Here is a 23,348-nt window from a genome sequence, read left to right as displayed (position 1 = left end):
CGTAGCGCACGTCGTCCTCGATCGGCAGGGCGAAGGCGGCGCCACTGCCCTCGACGGCCGCTTGCTGGTGTCGTCGTCGATCGCCTCGCAGTCCTGGTCTCGCGCGCCTTCCCGGACGCGCAGAGCCGAGGGGCGTCCTGCACCTGCCGGACGCCCCTCGGCTCGTCGTTGCCTTCGCCGGTCTTCAGGCCGGGGCACGTGCGGCGCGGACCTCGGATTGATGCACCGCAGGGCCACACATGTGCCGACAAGGACTACGTAAATCAGTCCTGAATGATGCGGATCCACTCAGGCCGTGGCAAATGTGACCGAGCCGCAGGTGTCCCTGGCGAGCCCCCCGGTGGGCGTGCCCTCCCAGTCGCCGAGGCAGCCTTGAATCGCAACGTACAGATTCTCGTCGAACGAGAGGTCTACCGACCGGGTGGTGCCGGCGCCGCCATGGTTCCAGTAATAGTAGAAAGAGCTCCCGACGTTCACGACGCCGACGGTCGACTTTCCGTCCTTGCACGTGTCGCTGACCGATAGGTGCTCACCGTACGAGAGAAAACCTACAGCGCCCCCGGATTGGTTACCGTATTCGTTGTAGCAGCTGTAGTTGGCGAAGCCTTCGGCATAGGCAATATACGTATCGTGGCCAGCAGCGCCGGCGGGCGTGGAGGTGAGCCCCACCAACGACAGTAAGGATGCGGTTGCTACAGCAACACGTGACAGAATGCGCATTCTGGACAATCCTCTTCGCGGTCACATTGTCTCGGCATCGATTATTTTCGGACGAGGCAATGGTGGCTGATCCTTTTGGATCTCGAGTGGATGGAGCGTACAGCGGGCAACCCTTGTGAGCAAGGCTTGTATTGCGCGCGCTGCACTCGCAGGTCCGAATGAATACCAATCCCGCGAAACGGGAGGCAGCCACTGAAATGGGTATCAAGTTGGACGATGCCTCATGCGGCGATGGCGTATATACGACAGCGTCACCTCTTACGGCCGAGGAGGTTGTCGATAAATAACCCCCGTTATAATGCCGGCGTCCAATCAGTTGTTCACCCGATGCTCGGGTGAACTTGTGATGTCCGGATATCTCATTGCGTTGAGGCCGGTGGGCGGGCGGCGGCTGTCGACCGAGTGAGGCCGGTACTGGATCTTCTTTCTCTTGATGAGGCGGGTGAGGTGGCCGAGGTCGGCGGCCACTTCGACAAGCAAGACGCCGCCGTGACCTGAGTTCCAGCGCCCTTGCCTAGGTCAGCAGGCCGGGCCCGCCTTTGACGGCGCAACAGGGGCGGCCCCGTCGTGCGGCTGGTGCTCGTGCACAGACGTGCGATGGGCCTCCCGGCGTCATCGCACGACCACGGCGCGCCGGCCGCCCCTCGTGTCCGGGCTCCGTCGGCGCCGCTTTCAGGACGCGATTGAGGAAGCCCGCGATCACGGTCACTGTCGCGACCATGATCAGCTCGCTGACGGCGATCGCACTCCGGCGATAGCCGGAATACCGGAACATCATCCAGTCGATGAGGAGCGCGAACACCCCGGTGAGAACGGTGCCCCGCAGAGACAGCAGTGGAGCGGCCGACAAGATCGCGGCCGCGTAGAGGGCGGCAGCGCTGACGGTGCGGGGCGTGCTGAAGTCAATCAATACGGCAATGAGAAGTAGGACGGCCGGCAGCAGGCGGCCCCGCTTCCCCACCCACTTCCACGCTCCCAGCCTTGCCACGTGTAACCCCTGACGTTGCTGGGCTCCTGGTCAGCTCAGGCTAACCGTCCCCTCTCCGCCCCGCTCTCCACGTCACCTGGCTCGGCTACGCCGTGTTCCCACTCCCGCGGGGGCTACCACTCCAGCGGAGTACGCCATTGCGACTCATGCCGCTCGCTCGCGGCCGGCCAGGAACAGCGCCGGGCTCTGGAAGCCCCGGATGCCGGATGCTTTCGAGGCTGTGGAAGCCGTGCGCGTTGTGCAGCGCATCCGTCGGTGTCATCGCGCAGGGTCGTCGGAGGTGACGGCGACGGCCAAGTTCTCGTACCGAGCAGCCGTGACGGCCCTGCGGTCGAGGACGCAAGAGGCGTTTCCGGAGAAGGCTTGAGGACGACGGTACAGCCGGCGAGGAGGGCGCCAGACTCCTCACCGGCGGAGGCATCCCCGAGGGCCTGAGCACCGGCTGCAGCCGGTGTCCTTCGGCCCCGGCAGGGTCCGGGTGAAGATGGCTTACGCGGCGATCCCGATCCCCGACGACGTGCCGTTCGACATAGCCGCCCTCATCGGCTGCGGTGTCACCACCGGTGTCGGCGCGGCCCTCAACACCGCCAAGGTGAAGCCGGGTTCGTCGGTCGTCGTGATCGGTCTCGGTGGCGTCGGCATCAGTATCCTGCAGGGCGCCAAGGTGGCGGGCGCGGCGCAGATCATCGCCGTGGACCCGACGCCCAACCGCCGTGAGTGGGCGCTGAAGTTCGGCGCCACGGAGGCTGTCGCCCCGACGAGTTGACCGAGGTGACCAAGCGCGTCACCGGAGGCTTCGGCTTCGACTACGCCTTCGAGGCCGTCGGCAAGGCCGGCACGCTGCGCGCCGCGTACGACGCCACCCGCCTCGGCGGCACGGTCTGCCTCGTCGGGGCCGGCTCGCGCACGGACACGGCCGACATCAGCATGGCCGAGCTGGTCCTCAACGAGAAGGCCATCCTGCCCTCCTTCCACGGCGGCGACGACATCCGCCGCACGTACGCCACGATCATCGACCTGTGGCGCGCCGGCCGCATCGACCTGGAGTCGATGATCACGCACCACGTCCCGCTGACGGACATCAACGAGGCGATCCGCCAGATGCACACCGGTGAGGCCCTGCGCACCGTTGTCGACATCGCCTGACCCGCTCGGCTGCCCCCGGGCCCACAGAGGCGCAAGGCCGGCCGGCCTCGGCCCTCCTGACCACTCGACAGCCTGGAGCCGGCGGCCCGGCCCGGCGCGGTGGTGGAACCACGCGCGGTACCAGGAGCGCAGCGCTTGACCCTCACGTGGCGTCATGCCGCATTGTCGGGGGTGTGGAAGAGCACCTGACCGTGGGACGTGTGGCCGAGCTGGCCGGCGTGAGCGTCCGCACGCTGCATCACTATGACGGGATCGGCCTCGTGCAGCCGTCCGCGCGGACCCCGGCCGGGTACCGGGCCTACTCGGCGGGCGACGTGGAGCGACTGCGGGAGGTGCTCGCCTACCGGCGACTGGGCTTCGGATTGCGCGAGATCGCGGATCTCGTCGACGACCGGTCCACCGACGCGGTCGCACACCTGTACCGGCTGCGCGGGCTGCTGCTGGAACAGCGTGACCGCGCAGCCGCCATGGTGACGGCGATCGACAGGGAAATGGAGGCACGGGCAATGGGGATCAGGACGACGCCGGAGGAACAACTCAAGGTGTTCGGTGCACAGTTGTACGAAGTCATCGGGTCCGCTTACCCGGCGACGCGGCGCACCGAGCCGCGGATCGCCGCGAGGATCTGGGATGCGCTCGGGGACGCACGGACGGTACTGAACGTCGGGGCCGGCACCGGCTCCTACGAGCCCCCCGACCGCGACGTCACGGCGGTGGAACCGTCGGCGGTCATGCGGGCACAGCGTCCCGCGGGCGCGGCGCCGTGCGTGGCCGCCAGTGCGGGGAGCCTCCCCTTCGAGGACCAGTCCTTCGACGCCGCGATGGCGGTCAGCACCGTTCATCACTGGCCGGACCCGATCGCCGGGCTGCGCGAGATGCGGCGCGTGGCCCGCCGTGTGGTGGTGTTCACGTACGACGCCAGTGCCACCGGCTGGCGTGAGCGGTTCTGGCTCACCCGTGACTACCTGCCTGAATTCGCTGACCTTCTCACCGACTGGCCTTCACTGGCCGATCTGACCCGCGCGATCGGGGGCCACGCGCAGCTGGTGCTCATCCCGTGGGACTGCGCCGACGGCTTCTTCGAGGCCCACTGGCGCCGGCCCGAGGCGTATCTGGACGAACAGGTGCGCCGCGCGGTATCGGTATGGACCAGAGTCGGGCCGGAGGCCGAGGAGAGGGCGGTGAACAGACTCCGCGACGACCTTTCCTCAGGCCGGTGGGCCGAGCGCAACCGCGACCTCGTCGCCCTCGACGCGGCAGAGCTCGGCCTCCGCCTGCTCGTAGCCTGAACCATTGCGGCGAGAACGCCGCGAAGGCGCTGACCCGCCGGAATCGGCAGACGTCGCCGCGGCGACACTTGGCCTCGATCCAGCCCCCGGGAGAGCCCCCTGTTCGGCGGCATGCTCAAGTCGCTCGAACTCGGGCGGGCGTGCCCGGTGGACGTCCGTCAAGTTCACCTCAGGGGGTGGGCGGACACTTGTTCGCACTCTTGCCGGTAGATATCTTTCCGGGATGAGGATCATTGGTTCAGGGTTCCTTGCCCGGAACTTGGGCGGCCGGCTGGGTCGGCATCCGGGGGTCACGATCTACGCTGCCGGGCCGTCCGGTGGCGGCGTCAGTGACGCCGATGCCTTCGCGCGCGACGCGGAGCGGTTGTACGCCACTGTGGCGGAGTGCCGTGCCGACGGCAGCCGGTTGGTCTACCTGTCGACGTCGTCGGTCGGGCTCTACGGGCGTCCGGGGCCGTTCCTCCTCGAGTCGGGTCCGGTGTTCCCGTGCTCCGCGTACGGGCGGCACAAAGTCGCCATGGAGGCGGTTGTCCGGGCAAGCGGCGTGGATCACCTGATCCTGCGGCTCGCGTACCCGGTGGGGCCGGACCAGCCATCGCATCAAGTTGTGCCCGCGTTGGTCTCCCAGATCCGCACCGGTCGGGTCGGGGTCTGGCGGGGTGCCCGTCGAGATCTGGTGGACGTCGCACACGTCGCCGCGATCGTCGATGCCCTGCTGGCGAAGGGCGTGGTGAGCGAGGTGGTGAATGTGGCCTCCGGGACGGCCGTTCCGGTCGAGTGCCTGGTTGCGCACATCGCCGAACGGCTCGGTCTGCAGCCGGCCACGACGGTCGTGGACGTGCCGGACGAGGCCGAGATCAGCATCGACCGGCTGCACGTGCTGGTACCCGAGGTGGCCGGCTACGGCTTCGGCCCCGAGTACTACCGGGACGTGCTGGACCGCTACCTGCCCGTGGCCGAGGTGCTGGGCCGGTGACCGTCCGCGTGGGTGTCGTCGTCCCCGCAATGAACTCCGTCGAGTTTCTCGACCAGGCACTCGGGTCGATCGCCACGCAGACCGTGCCGCTCGACGAGGTCGTGGTGGTCGACGACTACTCCGACGACAACACCGCGGCACACGCCTGCCGTTGGGAGTCGGTCCTGCCGCTGCGGGTGATCCGAACCGAGCGGCGGACGGGGATCTGGGGCGGTCGGCGGGCCGGGATCGCGGAGCTCACCACGGATCTCGTCATGCAGCTCGACGCGGACGACATGTTCGCGCCGCACCACGTCGAGGTGATGCGTGACGCGTACATCCGCTGCCCGGGGCTGGTCAGCCCCCGCCCGCTGACGTGGACCGGGCAGGGACCATGGCAGCAGGCCGACTACTCCAAGGCGCGATTCCCGCTGCCCGGCGACCAGCTCGCCCAACTCCTGTGCACCAACTACGTGCTCGTCGGCGCGATGTACCCGAGGAAGCTGTACGAGGAGATCAGCGGCTACCGACGGACCCGCTTCGGCGAGGACTGGGATCTGTGGCTGCGGCTGGTGGCGGCCGGTGCGACGGTGTCCAAGCCGGCCGAGGCGAGCTACGTCTACCGGGTGCGGGCGACCAGCTACTCGTCACTGTTCGACAAGGACGTCGCGCAGACCGAGGTGCTCACCCGATTCCTCGACGAATGCGACTCCCCGGTGCACCGCCGCGTCGCGAAGCTCGCGATCCTGCAACGTACCGGCCCCGCGTTCACCGAAGGATTGCCGGCCCGGCCGGTCACTGCGGCCCACGAGCGGCTCCTCGCCGACGCGGGACTGCGACCGGACCGGGTGCGGGCCGCGTACGCGGATCCCGAACTCGGTCTCGTCGTACGGGTCGGCGCGGACGACGGTGAGCACATCGCTGTGCTCGGCGGTGAGCCGGAGCGGATCGTGCTCGCCGGTCCGGTCCTTGCCGGCGGCCGGATCGAGGTCGACCTCATCGAGGACGAGACGCTGCGCCGGGACCGTTCGTCACTGCGGGACATCCTCCCGTGATCGTCGAGGCGGCTCTTGCCTGCGTACCGGCGCCCGGCCGTGCTGGCAAGGGCTGCGAAGATCACGGCGCGCTCGGCCCTTCGACGGTGGTCGTCGTGGACGGCGTCGGCCTGCCGGCCGGGGGGTGCCGGCACGGTGTCGCCTGGTACGCGCGGCAGTTGGCGTCCGCGACGCTGGCGGCGGTCGCCGGCGGCGACGTCCCGCTGGCTGACGGGCTGGCCTCGGCCATCGCCGCGGTGGCGGCCTGCCACCGCGACTGCGACCTCGCCCATCCGGACACACCGTCGGCTGCGGTCGGCGTGCTGCGCATAGGCGCGGACAGCGTGGAGATGTTGTCGCTGGCAGACGTCGCGATCGTGGTCGACCTGGGCGCGGACGGTCTGCACGCGGTCGTCGACCGGCATGCCGAGGCACGGGCCGGCCTGGTGGGGGTGGGCCTGGCCGGGCATCGTATCGGCACCGCCGCGCACGCGGCCGCCGTGGCCGGGCTGCTTGCCGAGCGGGAGACCGCGTGCAACCGGCCCGGTGGCTTCTGGGTGGCCGCCGCCGATCCGGACGTCGCCCATCGCGCCACGGCGGCGACGTTTCCCAGCGCCGGGTTGCGCCGGGCGGTGGTGTGCAGCGACGGTGCGTCGTGGCCGGTGGACAGCGGAGAGTGGACCTGGCCGGACGCCTTCGCTCGGCTCGCCTCGCGCGGCCCGGGCGGTCTCGTCGCGGCGGTCCGCGAGCTGGAGGCCGCGGACCCGGACGGCCTGCGTCACCCCCGCGTGAAGCGGCACGACGACGCCACGGTGGCCTACCTCCGGGTGCTGCCATGACTCTGCTGACCTTCGACGGCCTGCGCACCGCACGGGGCCCGCTCACCCTCGGGCAGCGGATCGTCCTCGAGAGCCTGTCCCAGCGCAGCGCCGACACCGACTACACCTACAACATCGACCGCTTGGTGCCGGTGCCGCCCGGCACGGACCTCGACGTCGTGTGCGACGCCGTGCATGCCCTGGTGTGCCGGCACGAGACGCTGCGGACGCGTTTTCCCGGCGGCGCCCGGGAGCAGGTGGTGGACGGTGCGGGCACGCTCGCGGTGCGGGAGTGCGGCAGCATCGCGGAGGCGCGTTCCGTACTGGCCACCGAACCGTTCGACGTCGCGACCGAGTGGGGGATCCGGGTCGCCGTGGTGTCCCGGCGTGACCGGCCGCGCTCCGTGGTCCTGTGCCTGTCCCACCTGGCCGTGGACGCGTGGGCGGCCAACCTGCTCGTCGACGACCTGAGCGCGTTGCTGCGCGCTCCCGAGCGGACCCGGGCGACGACGGCCAGGCAGCCGGTGGACCAGGCCGGGACGGAGACGGCGCCGGACAGCCTCGCGCGGCAGGCGGATGCGCTGGCGCACGTGCGGGAGGTGCTGCTGGCGGCGCCGGCCGAGCCACCCGGCGCGACCTCGGACCCGGATGCTTGGCAGCTCGGTGAGCTCCGCTCGGGCGTCGTCGACCCGGCCGCGCGGGCGGTGGCGGCACGCTGCCGGACCACGGCGGCGGTCGTGTACCTGGCGGCGGTCGCGGTGACACTGGGCGCCGGGCGGCACGTGCTCAAGGCGATCAGCCACAACCGGATGACACCGGCCGAGACGGCCTGCGTGGCACCGTTCGCAATGGACATGTTCGTGCCGGTCGAGGTGTCGGGTGAGACGTTCGAGGCGGTGGTGGCGCGAACGTGGGAGAACTACCGCCGAGCGGCCCGCCACAGCCGCTACGACCCGGCGGCGGTGCGGCCGCTCGTCGCCGAGGTCACCGCGGACCGCGGCACCCGCCCCGACCTTTCCGTACTGGTCAACGACCTCCGGGCGAGCGCACGGCCGCGAGCGGCCACAGCCACGAGCCCGGTGGCGAGCACCTTCCGCTGGGGTGAGCCGTTCCGGCTGCCCGGGCTGACGCGCTACCTCGCCCTCACCGATGACGGGGACGCCGTGACCCTTTCCCTGTTGGCGAACGGCGTGGCCCTGCCCCGCGAGCGGCTTCCGGCGTTCCTGCACCGAATGGAAGGGCTGATCGTGGCTGCGGCGGACGGCGACACCACCGTCGGGGCCGGGAGCGGGTGGTGAGCCCGGTGCCCATGGCGGCGAACACGTCGGCCGTGCTCGACGGGGGATTCGCCGAATGGTGGGCCAGGCGGTGCCGGGCCCACCGGTTCACCGTGCGGCGCGTCCCGTTCGCGGAGCTCGACGACTGGCGGTTCGATGCGGGCACCGGTGACCTCGGCCACCGCAGCGGCCGCTTCTTCACCGTGTGCGGCGCCCGCGCGGGCGCGGACGCGCAGCCTGTCCTGCACCAACCCGAGATAGGAGTGCTCGGCCTTCTGGCCAAGCGGATCGACGGGGTGACCCACTGCTTGCTGCAGGCGAAGATGGAGCCGGGCAACGTCAACACCGTGCAGCTCTCGCCGACCGTGCAGGCCACCCGCAGCAACTACACCCGTGTGCATCGCGGCGCGCCGGTGCGTTACCTCGAGTACTTCGCAGACCCGGGCCGAGGACGGGTGCTCGTCGACACGCTTCAGTCCGAGCACGGCACGTGGTTCCACCGCAAGCGCAACCGCAACGTGATCGTGGAGACGGATGAGGACGTGCCGGTGCACGACGACTTCCGCTGGGTTCCGCTGTCCGAGGTCGGAGCCCTGCTCACCGTTCCGAACCTGGTGAACATGGACACGCGCACCGTGCTCGCGTGCCTGCTGGGCCGGCACGCGCCCGAAGCCGACCTCACGCTGCTGAGTTGGTTCACCGGGGTGAAGGCACGGCACGACCGGACCACGGCGCTCGTCGGGCTGGACACCGTGCCGGGCTGGCTGCGCACCCCGACGGAGTTGCGCAGCAGGGACGGAACAGGGTTCACGGTGCTCGCGGTGTCGGTGACGGCGCCCAACCGGGAGGCGACCGCGTGGACCCAGCCGTTGCTCGCACCCGGAGCTCCGGGCGTGGTCGCGTTCCTCGCACGCACCACCTCGGCCGGCCGCACCCAACTGCTCGTACGGGCCAGGCCGGAGATCGGTTGCCGTGACGTGGCGGAGCTGGGGCCGACCGTACAGACCGGCACCGGCCACGACGAGCCCCTGCTGGAACCCGCGCTGGCGCTCGCCGCCGAGCCGGGGCGGGTCTGGTACGACACGGTCCTCTCCGAGGAGGGCGGCCGACTCTGGCACGCCGAGAACCGTTATCTCGTGGTGGACGCCGGTGACACCGTGCCGTCGGACGTCGGGGCCGACTTCCACTGGACCGACCTGGCCGCGCTGACCGGGCTGCTGCGGCACAGCTACTACCTCAACGTGCAGGCACGCAGCCTGCTCGCGGGCCTTGCTCTGGCGAGCGGAAGACGGTCATGAAGCGACTGCGGTTCGGTGTGCTCGGTACGGCCTCGATCGCTCGGAGGCGGATGTTGCCCGCGTTGCTGGCGGCACCCAGCATCGAGCCGGTCGCGGTGGCCAGCAGGGATGCGGTCACGGCTGTACGTACGGCCGAGGAGTTCGGCCTCGTGCCCGTGACAGGTTATGAGCGACTCCTCGCCCGCGACGACATCGACGCCGTGTACATTCCCCTGCCTACCGGGCTGCACGCCCAGTGGATCGGGGCGGCGCTCACCGCGGGCAAGCACGTGCTGTCGGAGAAAGCACTCGTCCCCGATCACGCAACGGCGGCGTCCCTGGTCGAGCAGGCGCGGAACGCCGGGCTGCTGCTGATGGAGAGCTTCATGTTCCTCCACCACAGCCAGCACGCGGCCGTCGGTGCCATGGTCGCGGACGGCGTGATCGGCGAACCGAGGGCGTTCAGCAGTGCGTTCGGCATGCCGCCCCGGCCCGACCGGGACGTGCGGTACCGCTCCGAGCTCGGCGGCGGCGCGCTGCTGGACGTCGGGGTGTACCCGATCAGGGCGGCACAGCTGTTCCTCGGGCCCGAGCTGACCGTCGCCGGCTCGGTGCTGCGGCACGATCCCCGCCACGGTGTCGACGTTGCCGGCAGCGCGCTGCTGTCCACTCCGGGAGGTGTGACCGCCGAGCTGTCGTTCGGCTTCGAGCACGCCTACCGCAACACCTACTCGTTGTGGGGCAGCCGAGGCCGGCTCAGCCTGGGCCGGGCGTTCACCCCTCCCGACGATCTGGCCCCGGTGGTACGCATCGAGAGCGAGGACGGCGTGCGGGAGGTGGTGCTGCCACCGGACCGTCCGTTCGTCAAGATCGCCGAGCAGTTCGCCAGGACAGTCCTCGACGGCGCGGACTTCGCACCGGCCGGCGAGGCCATCCTGCGGCAGGCCGCGCTGGTCACCGCGGTGCGTCAGTACGCGATCTGAGTAGCTCGAGGCCGACCAGATCGTCCGGCGCGGCGTCCGCCACCTCCTCGTCGAACCGCGCCAGTCGGCCACGCAGGGCGACAGCCGCGACCACGGCGATGGCGGCTCCGAGCAACAGGTACAGCAAGCCGATCCCGCGGCCGGGCCCGGTTCCGACGATCGCGCCGACCGTCGACGCGAGCGCACCGCCGTCGGCGAGCAGCGGCTCCAGCAGCCGACCGCCGTACGGCGCGACCAGCCCGAAGCCGATCGGCAGCGTGGACCACGCGATCAGCGTGTTCAGCGCGAGCACCCGGCCGTGGAACCGCTGCGGAACCTTGACCTGAACGATGGTGTTGTAGATCCCGTTGAGCAGCGTGAGCCACAGCGCCATGCCGAACGCCCCCACGGCGATCACTGCGAGGTCCGGCCGCACCCCGGTCACAGCAGCGCAGACGGCCAGCGCGAACGTGCACAGCAACACCGCTCGCATGCGCAGGTGCCGGGGCCCTCCCCACACGGTCATCACGACGCCGCCCAGCGCCACGCCGAGCCCGCCGGCGAACGACACCGTCCCGACGTCGGACAGCGTGCCGAACGACAACACCAGCGGTGACGTCATCAGGAACAGCGGGGACAGGAACACGTTGAGGCAGGCGAAGAACAGCAACATCCGACGGAACCCGGAATGCCGCCACGAGTGAGTGAATCCGGCCGCGATCTCCGTGAGGACCGGTTCCCTCCGCTGCCAGGGCATCGTGTCGGGAAAGCGCACCGCCAGCGTCACGAGGACGGCGAACGCGTACGTCGCGACGTCGATCACGAGCACACCTTGGAGTCCGATCGCTGCCATGAGGCCGGCGGCCCCGAGCGGAACGACCAACTGTGCCGTACCGCCTGCGAGTTGCACGATTCCATTGGCATGCCCCAGGTATCGCTTCGGCACGAGCTGTGGCACCGCCGAGGTGTACGCGACCCGTTGGAACGCGAGTGCGACGGACAGCAGTGCCAGCAGCGGATAGACATGCCAGACCGCCAAGTTGTGCGTCCACAGCAGCACACCGAGCAGGAGCTGCACGCTGCCCGCCGCGCCATCGCCCCACAACATCACCGAGCGCCGGGACGTCCGGTCCACGACGGCACCCGCGAGCGGCGCCGCGAGCATGCCCGGCACCAGGCCGACCACTGCGAACAGCGCGAACCGGGCCAGGGAGCCGGTGGTCTGGTAGATCCACAGCGGCAGCGCGAACTGGGTCAGCGCGGAGCCGGTGATCGAGAAGAGCTGGCCGGCGGCGACTGCCAGGAACCGACGCATGCTCGGCCGGGGGCCCGGCGGCGTCACCGGTGTCGCCGACCGGGAGGTGGCGTGCAGCCGCCAGTGCTCGCCGGCCGGTGCCGGTTCGTCTGCTGTCACGGCCGCGTGGGTGCGCGTCACGATTTCGGCGAGCTCGCCGGCCCGGAAACGCGGGAAGAAGTGCCCGGCCTCGTCGAGGACGACGACGGCGGCGACGTCGGTCAGGAGGTGCCACTCGCGGAAGCGCTCCTGGTAGTACTCGGTCGCGGGGTCGCGGTCACCGGCCACGGCGATGATCGGCGCGGACAACCGTGTCACCGGCTCTGCGAACAGGCCGGTGAAGTACTCCTCGGCGGCTTCGGTGTCCCGCCGCATGTTCCGGACGATCCGTTCGGCCTGCGCCGGTTCGAGGTCGTGCATGTCCACGCCCATCGACGTGAGCCAGTTGGCATACGTGCGGTCGCCGCGCAATGCGTCCAGGCGGGTCACGCGCGCGAAGCGCTTCGTGCCCGGTCGTCCGAACGGGAACACCGCACCGATGTAGACGGCGTCGACGGTCCTCCCGGCAGCTTCAAGCCGACGGGCGATCTCCACGGCGAGCGCTGCCCCGACGCCGGAGTGGCCGTACAGCACGAGCGGGCCGCCGATCCTGTCGAGGATCTCCCTCGTGCACCGGCCCGCCACTTCGTCGAACGGCAGGCGGTCCTCGGCGAGGCCGATGTCGTGGCCCGGTGTCGCGACCGACCACAGCCCACAGTGCTCGGGCAGGGCGTCCGCGAGCGGCTGGTACACGATGGCGCTGCCGCCGCCGTAGGGCACGCAGACGTAGGTCGTCGTCGGCGAGGTGCGGTCCGGGGTCAGGGTGTGGAGAACACCGCGGTCGTCCTCGCCGGGGCGGTCCACCATCGCGGCGAGCCGCCGTACGGTCGGGTGCCGGAACAGGTCCATCACCGCGACCGGGCGGCCGACCACGCGGCCGATGCGGGTCACCGCCCGGACGGCGAGCAGGGAATGGCCACCGAGGTCGAAGAAGTCGTCATCGACGCCTGGCTGTTCGATGTCGAGCAACTCGGCCCAGACAGCGGCGATCGCACGCTCGGTGCCGGTATCCGGCCGTGCGCTCCGCCCGGCGCGGACCGGTCGCGGGGCAGGCAGGCGGGACCGGTCCACCTTCCCGCTCGCGGTCAGCGGCAGCCTCGGCAGGTTCACGAACGCGGACGGGACCAGATACGCGGGCAGGAAGTCGGAGACGTAGCTGCGCAGCGCGGCCTGTTCGAGTGTGTCGTCATCCGTCACCACGTACGCGACCAGTGCCTCGCCGACCACGGTGACGGTCGCCTCGCGTACGGCGGGATGGGTCAGCAGCGCGGTCTCGACCTCACCGGGCTCGACGCGGAATCCGCGCACCTTCAGCTGGCCGTCGAGCCGTCCGAGGAACTCCAGCTGACCGTCCGGCCGCCACCGCACGCGATCTCCGGTCCGGTACAGGCGTCCTCCCGGTGGCCCCCACGGGTCCGGGACGAAGCGCTCGGCGGTCAGTGCCGGCCGGCCGAGATAGCCGCGCGCCACCCCGGCGCCGCCGATGGCCAGTTCGCCGGGCGCGCCGGGCGGCGCCGACCGGCCGTGCGCGTCGAGCACTCGCGCGGTCGTGCCTGCGATCGGCCGCCCGATGTGGACGTCGTCGCGGAGCTCGCCGGCTGTGGCCACGATCGTGGTCTCCGTCGGCCCGTAGGTGTTCAGCAGACGGACCCGGTCGCCGTACCGTTGCCGCCACCGTGCCACGGCGCCCGCGCGCACCTGCTCGCCGCCGATGACCACGAGCCGCAGCCCGTCCGGCAACGACACGTCGTCCACCATGTCGACCAACTGGTGGAAGTAGGCCGTCGGCAGATCGAGGAGTGTGATGTCGCGCCGCTGCGCCAGCAGCTCCGGCAGCCGAGTACCGCCCCCGGGCAGGAGCACCACGGCCGCGCCGGCCACCAGTGCCGGGTAGATCTCCTCGGCATGTGTGTCGAAGCTCAGTGACGCGAACTGGACGACCCGGTCGGCGCAGGAGAGTCCGTAGGCGTCGCGCATCCACCGGATCCGGGCGGCGAGGCCGCCGTGCTCGACCACCACCCCCTTCGGTGTGCCGGTGGAGCCGGAGGTGTAGATGACGTAGGCGGCGTCACGCGGCCCGAGCTCGACGGGCTCGCACGGACGGTCCGAGTCGGCCGGTCGGTACTTCTCGTCCACCACCAGCACCGCGCCGCTGTCCATGACGAGCCGCATCATGCGTGCGGGCGGGAGCTCGGGGTCGAGCGGCAGGTATGCGCCGCCCGCCCGCCATACGGCGAGCAGCGCCACGATCGCGTCGACGGATCTGGGCAGGGACACGGCGACGACGGAGCCCTGGACCACGCCGTCCCGCTGCAGCGCCGCGGCGAGCCGTTCGACGCGCCTGTCGAGCTCGGCGTAAGAGATCTCCGTGTCGCCGCACACCACGGCCGTCGCGCCCATGTGCGCCCGCGCTGACACTTCGAGGAGGCCCGGGACCGTACCCGTCGGCACGGCGGCGTCGGTGCCGGCGAGACCGGTCAGGCGCTCGTGATCGGCGATGGTCAGCACCGGCAGGTCCGTCAGCGGGGCCGCCGGTGTCGCGACGACGCCCTCCAGCAGCGTGACGAACCGGTCGGCCAACGCGGCCACCGTCTCCTCGGCGAGCTTCCCGGTGTCGTAGCCGAATGCCAGCAACAAGCCGTCGGGGCGCCGCCACGCCTCCAGCATGAGATCGAACTTCGCCTGCCGGTAGCCGGAGTCGAACGGTTCGAGCTGCAGGTCACCGAACGCGTCCTGGTCGGTCTCCTGGCTGTGCAGGACGGCCATGGTCTGAAAGAGCGGTGTCCGGTCGAGATCCCGCCGGACCCTGAGTGTCGTCAGCAGCTCCTCGAACGGCACCTCCTGGTGAGCCATGGCCTCCAGCACGGTGTCGCGCGTCCGATGCAACAAGTCGGCGAAGGAGTCGCCGTCGCGCAGCGTTCCACGCAGCACCACCGTGTTGCTCAGATAGCCGATGAGCGGCTCGAGTTCGACCCGCTCACGGCCGGCGGTCGGCGACCCGACCAGCACCTCACGCTGCCCGGTGTGCCGCGCGAGGAACAGCTGGTAAGCGGCGAGGAGCGTCATGAACAGCGTGACGCCCCGCTCCCGTGACATGCGCTCCAGAGCCTCGGTCACCTCCAGCGGCACGCGTCGGGACCGGAACCCGCCTGGCAAGGGCGTGTCGTTCGGCCGCCGGTCGACCGGAAGGTCGAGCACCGGGGGCTCGGCGAGCTGCGCCTGCCAGTACGCGAGTTCCGCACCGTTGTCCCGTTCCCGCTGCCACTGCGCGACGTCGCCGTGCTGCACGGGTAGCGGCGGCAGCTGCCCGCCGGAGTACAGGGTGGACAGTTCGGCCAGCATGGTGGTGAGCGACCAGCCGTCGGCGACGATGTGGTGCAGCACTATGCACAACACGTGCTCGTGCGCGTCGACGCGTATCAACGTGAATCGCACGAGTGGAGCCGCGGCCAGGTCCAGTGCGGCGTTCACCCGCTCTGCCACGAACCGCTGGGCCCCCTCCTCGTCGGCCGCTTCGAGGTGCTCGACCCGCACCGGTACCGGTGGCTCCACGACGGCGACAGGGCGTCCGTCGTCGTCGGGGAAGCGCGTCCGCAGAACCTCGTGCCGGGCCACGAGTCGGGTGCAGGCGCGCTCGAACGCGGCGACGTCGAGCGGGCCGCGCAACCGCCTGACGAGGTACATGGTGTACGAGGCGTCGGCGGGATCGAGCTGGTGCAGGAACCACAGACGTTCCTGCGCGGGAGAGAGCGGCGGCGGCCGGTCGCCGCGTGGCAGTGGCCCCTCGGTAGCGGCGTGGTCCGTGAGCGTGGCCGCGAGCGCGGCCACAGTCGGATGTGTGAACAGGGTGCGCACCGGGATCGCGCCGAGCCGGGCGGCGACCCTGGTCGCGAGCAGTGAGTGGCCTCCGAGTGCGAAGAAGTCGTCGTCGACGCCCACGGTCTCGACCGCCAGCACTTCGGCGAACACCGCCGCCACCCGTCGCTCGGCCGCGGTACGCGGTGGGCCGCCGCGGGACGCCACTCGGCCGGGGGCGGGCAGAGCCTTGCGGTCCACCTTGCCGTTGAGGGTCAGCGGCAGCTCGTCGAGCTCCACCACGGTGTCCGGCACAAGGTGCGCGGGCAGCACCTCGGCGACGCGCGTGAGCACTCCGGTCGCGGACCCGGTGACGTAGGCGACGAGGCGGTCGCCGCGCACCACCACCACGGCCCGGTGGACCGAGGACTGCGCCTCCAGCGCGGCCTCGATCTCGCCCGGCTCGACGCGGTGGCCGCGCACCTTGACCTGGTCGTCGAGCCGGCCGAGGAACTCCAGCTCTCCCTCCGGCCGCCGCCGGACCCGGTCGCCCGTGCGGTACCACCGCGCGCCGTCCGCATCGGACACGAACCGTTCCGCGGTCAGCTCCGGCCGGGCGTGGTAGCCGACCGCGAGGCCGGCACCGCCGATCAGCAACTCGCCGTCCACGACGCGTACCCGCGTGTTGAGGAGGGGCAGGCCGATCGACACGCGCGTGGGGTCCTGCGGCACGTCCCATGCCGTGGACCAGATCGTGGTCTCGGTGGGCCCGTACACGTTGAGCAGCCGGGTGACCCGGGCCCGCAGCTCGCCGGCGAGCGCCGGCGGCAACGCCTCGCCGCCGACGAGCGCGGTGACGCCCGTCGCGTCGACGCCCCCGTCGAGCATGGTGCGCCAGCCGGACGGGGTCGCCTGGACGTGGGTGACGCCGTGGGCGCGGACCAGCCGGGCGAGCGCGCCGCCGTCGCGGGCCGTACCGCGGTCGACCACCAGGACCCGGCCGCCGCTCACCAGGGGGAGGAACAGCTCCAGTGCCGAGATGTCGAACGACAGCGACGTGGCGGCGAGCCACACGTCGTTCGGACCGGTGCGCAGCAGCTGCCCCATGCCGACCAGCAGGTTGGTCAGCGCACGATGAGGGATCACCACTCCCTTGGGCTGCCCGGTCGATCCGGACGTGTAGATGAGGTACGCGGTATCGCCGGACTCTCCGGACCGTCCGGACCGTTCGGGTAGCCGCCGCTCGCCGAGCTGCCGAAGCCAGTCATCGGTGAGCACCACGCGTGCGCCGGAGTCGGCCAGCACGTAGTCGATGCGTGCGGCTGGGTAGCCGGGGTCGACCGGCAGGTACGCCGCACCAGCCAGCATGATCCCGAGCAGCACCCCCACGGTCTCCGCCGACCGGGTCAGCTGGACCGCCACCACGTCGCCCCTGGCGACCCCCTCGTCCGCCAGCCCGGTCGCCACCCGCTCGGCGAGCCCGAGGAGTCCCGCGTAGCCGATCCGGGTGTCGCCGCACTGCACAGCGGTCGCGTCGGGCCGCCGCCGTGCCTGTTCCCGCACGAGGTCGACGACGGTCGTGCCCGTAACCCCGTCCTCGGTGTCCGGCTCGGTATTCGCGTGGGACGGCCACAGCGCCGACAACCGGGCGTCCGGGGCGGCGACCACCGCGGACACCATCGCCACGAACCTGTCGGCCATGCACTCGGCGGTGCCCTGGTCGAACAGGGAAGTGCGGTAGGTCAGTTCGGCGTGGAGCCCGTCCGGGTGCGGCCACATCTCGATAGCCAGGTCCACCTTGGCGCGGTGGCATCCGTGGGGGAACGGCGTGGTGGTGACACCGGGCAGCCCGGTGTCGTCACCGTAGCCACTGCCGGTGGTGTGCAGCGCCAACACGGCCTGGTAGAGCGGGTTCCGGCTGAGGTCGCGCGGCAGGCCCAGTGCGTCGACCAGCTGTTCCAGCGGCGCCTGGCCGTGGTTGAACGCGCCGAGCGACACCTTCCGCACCCGGACGACCAGTTCGGCGAAGGTCGGGTCCCCGGACAGGTCCGGCCGAAGGGGAAGCATCCCGGCGAAGGGCCCGATCATCGGCTCGAGCTCCACCCGGTCGCGGGCGGCGACCGGAACGCCGACGCAGAAGTCCTGCTGCCCGCTGAGGTGCGCGAGCAGGGTGTGGCATGCGGCGAAGAGCACCATGAACGGTGTCGCGCGGCACCGGCGTGCCAGCGTGGACACCCCGGCCGCCACCTGCTCGTCCATGTGGAACGTGACGACGCCGGCCGAACTGTCGACCATGGACGGGCGCGGACGGTCGGTCGGCAGGTCCAGCGGCGACACACCGGCGAGCCGCTGGGCCCAGTGGGCCAGGGACTCGGCGTCGTCCTGCTCGTGCGGGACGTCGGCGTACCGGAGGGAGAGCTCGGGTACGTCAGGCGTCGTGCTGTCCCGGTGGGCCGCGTAGTGCGCGGTCAGCTCGCGCCGCCACACGTACAGGGACCAGCCGTCGGCGATCATGTGGTGCAGCACCAGGCACAGCACGTGGTCCTCGTCGCCCAGCCGCAACAACGTGACCCGCAGTGGCGGTGCGGCGGCGAGGTCGAACGGAGCGTTCGTACGCTCGGCGACCAGTTCCTTCGCCCGGTCCTCCCGGTCTGCCGACGGCAGCCCGGTCAGGTCGACATGTTCGATCGGTACCGGCGCCGCGGGCAGGACCTCCTGGCGTGGGTGCCCGTCCGGTGCGGGGAAACGGGTGCGGAGGGTCTCGTGTCGCGCCGCCACGGCGTCGACGGCGTGGTGCAGGGCGGTGACGTCGAGCGGTCCGTGCAGCCGGTCGGCCAGGAACATGTGGTAAGCGGGGTCGCCGGGGGTCAACTGGTCGAGGAACCACATGCGGCGCTGGGCAGGAGATGCGGGCGCCGACATGTCGGTTCGGCTCAGCATTCCCCCTCCCCGCGCAGCTCGGCCACGACGGCGGTGATCTCCGCGAGGGTCGGCGCGTCGTAGTACTGGTCGAGCGGCACGTCGACGCCGAGCCGGTCGCGGACGCGGGACGCGATCTGCGTGATCGTGAGGGAGTGACCACCGAGGTCGAACACGTCGTCGTCGGGTCCGACGACGTCCACCCGGAGCACCTCCCGCCAGATGGACCCGATCTGTGCGAGCAGCCCGTCATCGGTGGTGACCAGGGCCGGTTCGGCCGGTGACGGCTCGGGGAGTGCGGCCCGGTCGAGCTTGCCGTTGGCGGTCATCGGCCACTTGGACACGGGTATGAACCGTGCCGGGAGCATGTGGTCGGGCAGCGTCTGCGCGAGGTGCGTACGGAGCACCGCAGGGTCCACCACGCCCTCGACATAGCCGACGAGGTCGTCACCACGCAGCACTACGGCAGCCGCACGCATGGTCGGGAACTCGTTCAGCCGGGCTTCGACCTCGCCCAGCTCGACGCGGTGGCCACGCACCTTCACCTGCGTGTCGGCCCGGCCGACGAACTCCAACTCGTCGTCGCGCCGACGGACCAGGTCGCCGGTCCGGTAGTGACGCCCGTCGGGGCCATCAGGGAAGCCTTCCGCCGTGAGGTCGTCGCGGCCCGGATAACCGGCGGCCACGCCGGGACCACCGATCCACAGCTCACCCACCACGCCGTCGGGCACGGGCACACCGCCGTCGTCGCGTACGGAGACCCTGGTGTTGGCGAGCGGCAGCCCGAGGGAGACGGTCGCGGGCTCGGCCGGCACGTCCCAGCAGGTGGACCAGATCGTGGTCTCGGTCGGCCCGTACATGTTGAGCAGCCGCCGTAGCCTCGGGCGAAGCTCGCGGGCGAGTGTCAGCGGCAGCGCCTCGCCGCCGACCAGGCCCGTCACCCCAGGCCACCGAACGCCCGCGTCCAGCAGCACCCGCCACCCGGTAGGGGTGGCCTGCACATGGGTCACGCCCTCGTGGTCGACCAACTCGGCCACCCGCGCACCGTCACGACCGGCGCCGTCACCGGCCAGCACCACCCGGCCGCCGGTGACGAGCGGAAGGAACAGCTCGAGACCGCTGATGTCGAACGACAGCGACGTCTGCGCCAACCACCGGTGATCGGGCGCGGCTCCGAGCATGTCGCCGACGGCGAGCAGCACGTTGACGAGCGCACGGTGGGGCACCGCGACACCCTTGGGACGCCCGGTGGAGCCGGACGTGTAGATGACGTAGGCGAGCCCGTCCGCGGTGGCCTGCGGCACCGGTTCGGTCGCGTCGGCGGGTGCGTCCTCGACGCACCACACGGGTACTTCCGCGACGGGGTCGGACCCGCGCTCGGTGAGCAGCAGCACCGCGCCGCTGTCCCGCAACATGAACGACCGCCGCTCGACGGGGTGGTCCGGGTCGAGCGGCACGTACGCGGCGCCCGCCCGCCACACGCCGAGCACTGCGGCGACCATCGCAGGGCTTCGCCGCAGGCTCAACCCGACCGGCGTGCCCGGCCGCACGCCGGCGTCGCGGAGGCCGGCGGCGATCCGCCCGGCCCACGCGTCCAGCTCGGCGTACGTCAGGCGTGCGCCGTCCGGTCCCACCACCGCGACCGCGTCCGGGCTGGCGGCCGCACAGGCCGTGACCAGGTCGCAGACGGCGGCGTCCGGCACCGGCAGGACCGGCCCCTCGGTGGCCGTCACCGTTGCGTCCACGGCGCACAGCTGGCCGTCCGGCCGCTCCACGACATCGGCGAGCAGCGTGCCGAGATCCGCAGCGAGCCGGGCGGCCGCGACGTCGTCGATACGGTCGGTGCGGTACTGCAGGTTCGCGACGAGCCCGGCCGGATCGTCAACCATCTGCAGGTGCACGGTGGCGCGGACGGCGTGGGAGGGGAGTGCCCAGTCGACCGTCGTGGTGAGACCGTCGAACACCGGATCGTCCATGCGCCTGCGGTAGCTGATCGACGTGGGCGCCACGGATGGCCGCGGCCCGAGCCCCGGCACCGCGCGGCCGAGCGGCACGGTACGGAACGGGTAGGTCGACCGCAGCCGGGCCCGCACCGCGGTGGCCAGTTCGCGGAACGTGCCGTGACGTCCGATGCGGACCGGCAGCTCGTTCACGAACGGCCCGATCGCGATCCTGCTGCTCCCGGTCCGGGTGCCGAGGTCGACACCGACGACCGTGTCGTTGTTGCCGTAGCGGTGCAACAGCGCGAACCACGAGGCCAGCAGCAGTTCGAACGTGGTGACGCCGAGCGCCGCCGCGGCACGCGGGAGCCGGTCTCCTAGGTCGACCGCCACGCTGTCTGCCGCCGGGGCTTCGGCGCCGTGCCGCAAGCCCGGAAGCACCAGATCGCCATGGCCCTGCCAGTGCTCGGACCAGAATTCCCTGGCCGCCGGCAGCGCCGACGCGAGCCGATCGTTCTCATCGGCCACGAACGGCACCGGCTTGCTGTCGAGCGTGCCCCGGTAGCCGGCGGCGAGGTCGTGAAGGAGCACGTCCTTGGAGCCGCCGTCGAACACGATGTGGTGTGCGACGACGATCAGCGTCACTCCGCCCGGGCGCCGCACGAGCGTGAACCGGCACAGTGGGCCGGTCGCCACGTCGAACGGGCGCAGGGTTTCCCGCCGGAGCACGTCGGCCGGGTCGCCGTCCACCTCGGACAGCGGGGGCGGTGTCACCGCGGGAACCAGGTGCGGCAACCCGTCTCGGTCCACCACGGCGTGGCACAACAGCGGATGCCGGGCGAGCACCGCGTCCACGGCGGCACGCAACGCGGCGATGTCCACTGCGCCGTCGAGGTGCACCGCGAGCGGCATGTGGTACGCCGACCCGACCTCGCATGCCCGCTCCGTGAACCAGATCCCCTGCTGTGTCTGTGATCCCAGCATCACCTGGTCGACCTCCCACCGCGTTCGTCGGACAGCCACGCCGCTTGACCGGCCAGCTCGGGAACGTCGAAGACGAGTGTGGTCGGCACCTGCACGCCGAACGCCTCGGCGACCGCGGCGGCCAACTCGGCGGCGCGGAACGAATCACCGCCGAGCGCGAAGAAGTTCGCGTCCGCTGCGACCTCCGGCACCGACAGCACCTTCGCCCAGAGCGCACCGAGCTCCCGCTCGTCCGCGGTGCGCAAGGGAGTGGTGTCCGGCGCGGTGAACACCTCCAGAAGATCCTGCTTGCGCACCTTGCCACCGTCGTTGCGTGGCAGCTCCGACACCGTGACGATCTTGGTGGGCACCTCGGCCTCGGTCAGCCGGGCCCGGACGAGGGCTCGCAGCTCACCAGCGTCCAACCGGGCTCCCTCCCTTGCCACCACCGCCGCGACGACCGTCGCGCCGAGCACGGGATGCGGCACGCCGAGCACCGCCGCGTCGGCGACGTCCGGGTGCGCGAACAGCACCGCCTCGACGCCGATCGTGGTGACTTTGAAGCCACCCACCTGCACCACGTCGCTCTCCCGGTCGAGCAGGTGCAGGTATCCGTCGGCATCCAGACGGCCGACGTCACCCATCCGGGTCCAGCCGTCACGGAACACGGCCGCGGTACCCCCCGGGTCGTCGAGGTACGTGCGCGTCGTCGTGGGGGCGGCGAGCCACACGTCCCCCGCCACGCCGGGGGGCACCGGGCGGCCGTCCGGGTCGCGGATCTCGATCTCTCCGGCACTCGGCCGCCCGACCGAGGTGGGCCGCGCCGGGTCGTACACCATCGTGGTCTGGGCCGGCGCCGCCTCGGTCGAGGTGTAGTAGTTCACCACGGTGGCGCCGGGGAACTTCGTGGTGAGCGCCTCGGCGACCGGCGGCGGAAGCGCCGCGCCGGTGCAGCCGACCAGGAGCACGCCCGGCACGCCCGTGTGTGTGCCGGCCACCAACTCCGCGGCCATGGTGGGGACGAGGAAGACCGTCGCCGCCGCGTAACGTTCGACCAGCGCGAGAAATCCGTCCGGCCGGAAACGAGGCACCATCACCGCCGTCGGCGCTGCACCCAGTGCGTTGAACAGCATCGTCTGCGCCGCATTCGTTCCGAGTGGGAAGCTGTGCAGGAAGTGGTGGGAGTGGGCCAGCGGCCGTTGCCGCGGCCGGGCCGCCCAGCCGTGCGTGAGGTTCGCGTGGCAGGCGAGCACGGCCTTGGGCGTGCCCGTGGTGCCGGAGGTGTAGAGGATCTGAGCCGGGTCGCCCGGACGGACCGGCACCGGTTCGGCCACCGGTTCGGCTCCGACCAGCTCATCCAGGTGCGCCGCCCATGTGGCGGCCGGTGGCTCACCGCCGTGCACGACCCCGACCGCTCCGCAATGGGCCAGCACCCGTGCGGTGGCCTCGGCTGACATCCGGTTGGACAGCGGGACCGCGACCCCACCCGCGGCCAGCACGCCGAAGTAGGCGACCGCGAATCCGTCCCAGTCGGCCTCGTCGAACGACAACCCGACTCGCTCACCGGGGCGAACACCGAGCTCACCGAGTGCCGCGGCCACCCGCCACGCGCCGTTCCGCCACTGGGCGAAGCTCAGGGACGCGCGCCCTGCGACCTCGAGTGCACACCGCTGCGGCTCCTCCTCGGCGCGGGCGAGCAGGAGGTGCGCCACTGTGGATGAGTGCATACGCGCTCCGCGACTCCTTCTGCTACGCCTGGAGCCACGATGATCCACTACGGCTCGCACGGTAGACAAGACTTCGATCACAATCCGGCGAGGCGTGCCGGCGACGGGAGACGGTGGTGGGGGCGATTACCCACCGGCGCCAACT

Annotated in this window: 12 protein-coding genes and 1 pseudogene; 8 read left to right on the top strand and 5 right to left on the bottom strand. The window is 71.2% G+C overall.

Going from position 1 to position 23,348, the window contains the following annotated elements; all coding sequences use genetic code 11:
• Positions 1-288: 288 nt before the first annotated feature.
• Positions 289-720, bottom strand: coding sequence for a hypothetical protein (locus tag ACFVXE_RS04220; protein ID WP_389669014.1), 432 nt, complete (start codon positions 718-720; stop codon positions 289-291).
• A gap of 514 nt (positions 721-1,234) precedes the next feature.
• A complete protein-coding gene (locus tag ACFVXE_RS04215; protein WP_389669012.1) occupies positions 1,235-1,630 on the bottom strand; it encodes a hypothetical protein in 396 nt (131 codons plus the stop codon).
• Between the two features lie 565 nt (positions 1,631-2,195).
• Here ACFVXE_RS04215 and ACFVXE_RS04210 point away from each other — a divergent pair.
• From ACFVXE_RS04210 to ACFVXE_RS04175, 8 genes and pseudogenes are all read left to right on the top strand, one after another.
• Positions 2,196-2,854, top strand: a pseudogene (locus tag ACFVXE_RS04210) (zinc-binding dehydrogenase); the annotation flags it as partial.
• A gap of 173 nt (positions 2,855-3,027) precedes the next feature.
• Positions 3,028-4,143: a methyltransferase domain-containing protein gene (locus ACFVXE_RS04205; RefSeq protein WP_389669011.1), complete on the top strand. Its 1,116-nt coding sequence runs from the start codon at positions 3,028-3,030 to the stop codon at positions 4,141-4,143.
• 223 nt (positions 4,144-4,366) lie between these two features.
• Positions 4,367-5,119: an NAD-dependent epimerase/dehydratase family protein gene (locus ACFVXE_RS04200; RefSeq protein ID WP_389669009.1), complete on the top strand. Its 753-nt coding sequence runs from the start codon at positions 4,367-4,369 to the stop codon at positions 5,117-5,119.
• A complete protein-coding gene (locus ACFVXE_RS04195) occupies positions 5,116-6,153 on the top strand; it encodes a glycosyltransferase family 2 protein (protein ID WP_389669007.1) in 1,038 nt (345 codons plus the stop codon). Before ACFVXE_RS04200 ends, ACFVXE_RS04195 begins: the two co-directional genes overlap by 4 nt.
• Positions 6,150-6,971 (top strand): hypothetical protein, encoded by an 822-nt coding sequence (locus ACFVXE_RS04190; RefSeq protein WP_389669005.1) that lies wholly within the window; start codon positions 6,150-6,152, stop codon positions 6,969-6,971. Before ACFVXE_RS04195 ends, ACFVXE_RS04190 begins: the two co-directional genes overlap by 4 nt.
• Complete coding sequence (locus tag ACFVXE_RS04185; protein ID WP_389669004.1) at positions 6,968-8,248, top strand: hypothetical protein; 1,281 nt, start codon at positions 6,968-6,970, stop codon at positions 8,246-8,248. The genes ACFVXE_RS04190 and ACFVXE_RS04185 overlap by 4 nt, the downstream gene beginning before the upstream one ends.
• Positions 8,245-9,525 carry an NDP-hexose 2,3-dehydratase family protein gene (locus ACFVXE_RS04180; protein ID WP_389669002.1) on the top strand — a complete coding sequence of 427 codons (1,281 nt, stop codon included), beginning with the start codon at positions 8,245-8,247 and terminating at the stop codon, positions 9,523-9,525. Before ACFVXE_RS04185 ends, ACFVXE_RS04180 begins: the two co-directional genes overlap by 4 nt.
• Complete coding sequence (locus ACFVXE_RS04175) at positions 9,522-10,487, top strand: Gfo/Idh/MocA family protein (RefSeq protein ID WP_389669000.1); 966 nt, start codon at positions 9,522-9,524, stop codon at positions 10,485-10,487. The genes ACFVXE_RS04180 and ACFVXE_RS04175 overlap by 4 nt, the downstream gene beginning before the upstream one ends.
• Here ACFVXE_RS04175 and ACFVXE_RS04170 read toward each other — a convergent pair.
• Genes ACFVXE_RS04170 through ACFVXE_RS04160 form a run of 3 tightly spaced genes read right to left on the bottom strand, consistent with a single transcriptional unit; the run spans position 10,459 to position 23,203 of the window.
• A complete protein-coding gene (locus ACFVXE_RS04170; RefSeq protein ID WP_389668998.1) occupies positions 10,459-18,594 on the bottom strand; it encodes an amino acid adenylation domain-containing protein in 8,136 nt (2,711 codons plus the stop codon). The genes ACFVXE_RS04175 and ACFVXE_RS04170 overlap by 29 nt on opposite strands.
• The gene (locus ACFVXE_RS04165; RefSeq protein WP_389668996.1) at positions 18,588-21,497 is read right to left on the bottom strand and encodes an amino acid adenylation domain-containing protein; all 2,910 of its coding nucleotides are present in this window, start codon (positions 21,495-21,497) and stop codon (positions 18,588-18,590) included. Before ACFVXE_RS04165 ends, ACFVXE_RS04170 begins: the two co-directional genes overlap by 7 nt.
• On the bottom strand, positions 21,497-23,203 hold the full coding sequence (locus ACFVXE_RS04160) for an AMP-binding protein (protein ID WP_389668994.1): 1,707 nt from the start codon (positions 23,201-23,203) through the stop codon (positions 21,497-21,499). The genes ACFVXE_RS04165 and ACFVXE_RS04160 overlap by 1 nt, the downstream gene beginning before the upstream one ends.
• Positions 23,204-23,348: the final 145 nt, after the last annotated feature.

The organism is Streptomyces sp. NPDC058231, assembly GCF_042882275.1.
In the GTDB taxonomy this organism is placed as follows: Bacteria; Actinomycetota; Actinomycetes; order Streptomycetales; family Streptomycetaceae; genus Streptomyces.
This window is presented reverse-complemented; position numbering and strand designations above follow the sequence as displayed.